Source organism: uncultured Mucilaginibacter sp., from assembly GCF_903893715.1.
In the GTDB taxonomy this organism is placed as follows: Bacteria; Bacteroidota; Bacteroidia; order Sphingobacteriales; family Sphingobacteriaceae; genus Mucilaginibacter.
On record NZ_CAITNG010000087.1, the window covers coordinates 1 to 4,502 of the forward strand.

At 44.1% G+C, this 4,502-nt stretch carries 3 protein-coding genes; 1 reads left to right on the forward strand and 2 read right to left on the reverse strand.

Annotated features, from left to right (window positions below; translation table 11 throughout):
- Both QZX97_RS10185 and QZX97_RS10190 read right to left on the reverse strand, forming a co-directional pair.
- Positions 1-1,688: hypothetical protein (locus QZX97_RS10185; RefSeq protein WP_295664625.1), on the reverse strand; the 1,688-nt coding region annotated here is incomplete at its 3' end.
- A gap of 80 nt (positions 1,689-1,768) precedes the next feature.
- Positions 1,769-3,952, reverse strand: coding sequence for a DUF5703 domain-containing protein (locus tag QZX97_RS10190; protein WP_295664626.1), 2,184 nt, complete (start codon positions 3,950-3,952; stop codon positions 1,769-1,771).
- Positions 3,953-4,287: 335 nt separating this feature from the next.
- Between QZX97_RS10190 and QZX97_RS10195 the strand changes: the two genes are divergently transcribed.
- A partial coding sequence (locus tag QZX97_RS10195; RefSeq protein WP_295653067.1) for a hypothetical protein occupies positions 4,288-4,502 on the forward strand: 215 nt, incomplete at its 3' end.

The window sequence follows — 4,502 nt, forward strand, 5'->3', positions numbered from 1 at the left end:
CGTGGATTAAAGGCTACTTGTAGGTCGCGGCTCATGTCAAAATTCCCTTCGGCAAAAGGTGCATAGTACCCTAATTTTGCAGACGGAAAGTTCAATGGATGAATCTGCATACTTTTTGAATAGGTAAATCCATCTTTTCCATCACCGGAAGCTGTTAGCCCAGCTTCCGTTTCATTAACACCAAGCCAGGTACCCGGCGCAGGAGGCCAATGGCAACCCTTGCCATCAACAGTGATCATATTCTGTAAAAATGTAGCCTTTGTGGCCAGCATATTATTATCTTGAATCCAGTTTACACCGTCTTTCCAAAGCGTTAAACGGTTGTCTTCAGATCCTTCGTGCCCCCCGTAGAAAAAGTCCTGTTTACAAACGAACCCAACGTGCAGGTCATCTTTTCGCCAGCTATTGCGTACATCAACATAACCACGCTGATCATCTTTCCAGGTTAACGGTAATTTTAGATTGTTTATCCTCTGCTGATCATTCCAATCAATTGGATTTCCTTTACCATCAAGTATGCCATCATCTGCATAAAGCAATAGCAACTCCCTGCTGATGCCTACCGGGTCGGGCCATTTTGCATTTGCATCCGTTAAAAATGGATGTGTGGTCAGTGTAGCTTTATATAAAAGATCAATGCCCAAGTCTTTAGGGTGGTAATAGTGCATCATCCAAATAACGTGAAATGCGGATGCACGCATCTCATCACGTATATGCCATGTTCCGTCTTCCCATCGCAAAGCGGCCTGAAAAAAATGCATCTTTGCCCGTAAATGATCATGTTTTAGCAAATTGCGCTGCCGCTGTCCAACTGCCACAAACGCCGATATGTTGAGCCAGCCTTTTATCGACTCGTAGTACATCCCGTCGTCATCGAGGTACCAGTCGAGCATCGCGTTTGCTTTATGGCAAGCCAAGTCGAATAATTTTTGATCAAAGCCCTTTTGGCCTTCTATCAGTAACATCAACCTGATATATTCCATTCCGAAGCCTTCGTGGTTATTGATCATAAAATGGTCTGGAACCATCAGGAAATTCGATATACGATGGAAAGTTAGCCTTGCAATTACGCTACGGGCAAGTTCCTGTTCGTCGGCCGTCATCCAGTCATGCAAATAATCATAGTCGAGTAGCTCATAAATTTCTGATGGGGGATCGGGTTCACCAGATGCGATGATGGAACGTTCTACTGCCCAAATATTATCCCTGTCGGGTTGCTTGTCCATCATATCTATTTTGGGCCCGATGGAATGCAGCTTAGCCACCAGTTGTCGCGCCAATTGCTTACCTAACGTGTCATTTTTTGTTACCAATGCATAGAATGCGCCTTTGATCTTTGATTCTCGCTCCCACAAGGTTTTAAAAGTTGCCGGGGCTTTATTGCCCAGGGCTAATTTGGCCCTGATGATATCGATATCTTTTGGTGTCATCAACACACGCGGATATACGCCGGGGGCAGGTACTTGGCTTAATCGTTGCTCATCAAAGTCGGGGTCGTTATATGTATTGTTTACCTTTGGGGATTGCGGCCAGAAATCGTTGTTGATGGCGTCATTGTAGGGGAGAATGGCCCTTGGCGTCCAAGTAGATTCCTGATAGTATTGTCGTTGTTGTGCAAAACAACTTGTTATGCTGATGAAGATGCCAAAGCAAAATGCCAACAGGTTGCGTTTGAAAAGTTTATGCATGTGGTTTATAATTGGTAATTATTGTTACTAAATTAAAAAGATTCAGGCATTGATTTACTTAAGCTTATTTCGGCTATATGCTATTGCTGCCAAATTTTGATATCGTTTAACCTGTTTTGGGGCGAAACTTTCAGGCCGGTAACTTTGCCTTGTTCAACATGTCCCTCCACCGTGGTTTGAAATGGGGCATACAGTTTAAAATCCGCTTTCCATTCCTTAGGCCATGCCGGAAGTAATAAGATTTTTTTTCCGTCGCATTGCATCAGCATTTTTTGCAGGCCAAGCTGCCCGTTACCGCCGTTGTCTTCATCGGGCATATAATCATGGCCCCTAACCCAAAATGCCGGAAAGCGCAGCCTGGGGTCACTGTTGGTAAGGTTAAATGTGACGTCCTTTTTAGCTTGGTCCGACAGGCCTAAAAAGGCTTCATCTATGGGGTCCTGATGCCAACAGCCGCTGCGTTTGATCAACCGGCTATTAAAGGTTTGTAAGGCCAGCGGATAATCCGGCTTATCCAATCCGTATATCCTAAAAGGGTATATGGCATACAATTCCGGGTTTTCCGTATTATGCGGTCCTGTGTTTTTAGGATCGCTTTCATAGGGCAAGAGTACCTGACGGCCCTCTTTTGTGCCTACCGGTATGCCGGGCAGAAGTTTTTGTATCCTTAACCAGTTGCTACGCATATCAGAACCCACTTGTTTGGCCGGTAATGCAAGCAGCCTGTCGAGGACATAATGCAGCCCGGCTATGTCTGGTAATGGGTTACTGACATCCCAATACATTTCGATCGAATTATCCGGTGATAATAGTAATTTCCCCTGGTCATCTTTAGGAAAGTGTTGCTCAAAAAACGTCAGTCCCCCGTTAATGATCGGTAACAGGGTATCTCTTAAAAAGGATGGATTCCCTGTATAATCATAGTAGTCCAGCATCATACTGCTAAGCTCAAGCACCGGGGTGAAATATCTGTCGGTGTATTTTCCGGGCTTATCCGGCTTTAATTCAGGTAAACCACCCCAGTAATTTGCCGTTTCAGCGAAATAGAAACCATCATGGTTATAATACTGCTTAATGATATTTTTATTGCCCGGCATCATATCGAGAACCTGTTTAAAAAGCGGGCCCATCATGTCAAAGTCGCCCGAGGCCAGCATCGGCCAGTAAATAGGTCTCGTGTTCTGAAACCAGTATTGACCACCCCAGGCCCTAAAATCGGCGTTGACCGGCTCGATCAGTTCTTTCCCGGTTATTTTATCTTTTCCTTTGTTTTCGGCCGGGTTGTCTACCGTAAATATAGTGCCGTTAAATTTAATGGCATGGGCGCCGCGTCCTGCGCAGGCGGTCACAAACCGCTGTAGCACATATCCCTGTGTTACTTTGTACGAACTTTCATCGCCATCTATGTAAATATAACTGCGTTGCCAAAATTGTTTCCACCATTGCTGATGCGCCGCATAGGTCTTCGGCCAATCCATTTTGTTAAGATAGCTTGCCTGGCGTTCTAATTGGCTTTTCCAATCTTCAATGGAAGGGGTAGTCGCCGTAAATGGATAGATGGAAAATCGCTGGGCTTTTTTTGCAGATACGCTTAAAAGAGTATTTTCATTATCGGCTTCAAAATTCTCCCCCATCATTTTAGCGCCGAAGGTTAAATTTTCTATTTCTTTTATTTTTGTTTTATCGTTCCTATGGTACCATAGCAAAGCATCTTTTCCTTGCCTTAATACCACATCCGCACTAACAAATGTTGGCTTGTCTTGTTCAATGGTCCGCCAGGGCTCAAGGGAAACTTTCATCATAATCGGTTTTTCAGCATCTGCCTCTACCCGTATCGCCGGATGGTTGGCATCTACCCAGATATGCAGTTTAGTGGTATTTGCACCGATACCTCCGCTCACGATGATCTCTCCATTTTCTAAATGCAGGACTTGGCTGAAGGGAGTCCCTACAAAAGAACCCGGCTGAAAAGAAACCCTTATTTTAGCCAGTTTTACCGGAGAGGCATTTTCCTGCAGCGCATCGGTTTTGCTGATATAAAAAAGTACGTCTCCATTTTGCTCGGTCCATAGGTTCAGGCCGATGTCGCCATTGCCTAAGGGCATCGAGTCAGCGGAATAGTTTCCCAACGAATCCCATGAAACGTTATATTTTGCTACGGGAGGCTCTGGTTGCAATTGGTTTTGCGCCAACGAAGGTGATAAAATGCCAAAAAACAGGTACGATACAGTCAGCAATTTAGCAGTTTTGTTTTTAAGATACATTTTTAGCGAAGGTAAATGGTTAATTAACATTGTGGAGACATGGCTCCGTTGAATCTGCTCGGTATAAAATTTGGTCAAACAAACCTAGATCCATTTTATTGAAGCGATAGCGACTGATGTTGCAAATTATTTGCTTATTGGTTCATATCGTAACATATTTCAAGATATCCGGGCCGTTTTTTGTACTGTTTGAAACATCGGCTACAGCATCTGCAACATTTCATCCTGCGGTCTGTTAAGGCCGGCCATATCTTTACCAACGAATTTTAACCTAACAAAATAGCCGGACCATCGAAATCAAGTAGGTTCGTTATTGTTTTTTTATCTGACGATTTATGAGAACGAAGACACTTGCCCCTGCAAGCTTATTATGCCTTTTATTGATATTGTTCACCAACTTAGCCAAAGCGCAAACGTTTTATGTGAGCACTGCCGGGCGCGACGATAATCCGGGAACGTTCGAAAAACCATTTGCCACCCTTTTTAGGGCGAAGGCTGCCGTAAAAAATGTCGTTGAAAGAAAAGATACCGTTCATGTTTACCTGCGTAG

Excerpts from the sequence above, each read along its gene's own strand:
- QZX97_RS10190 (WP_295664626.1), bottom strand. The coding sequence starts at position 3,952 with ATGTATCTTAAAAACAAAACTGCTAAATTGCTGACTGTATCGTACCTG.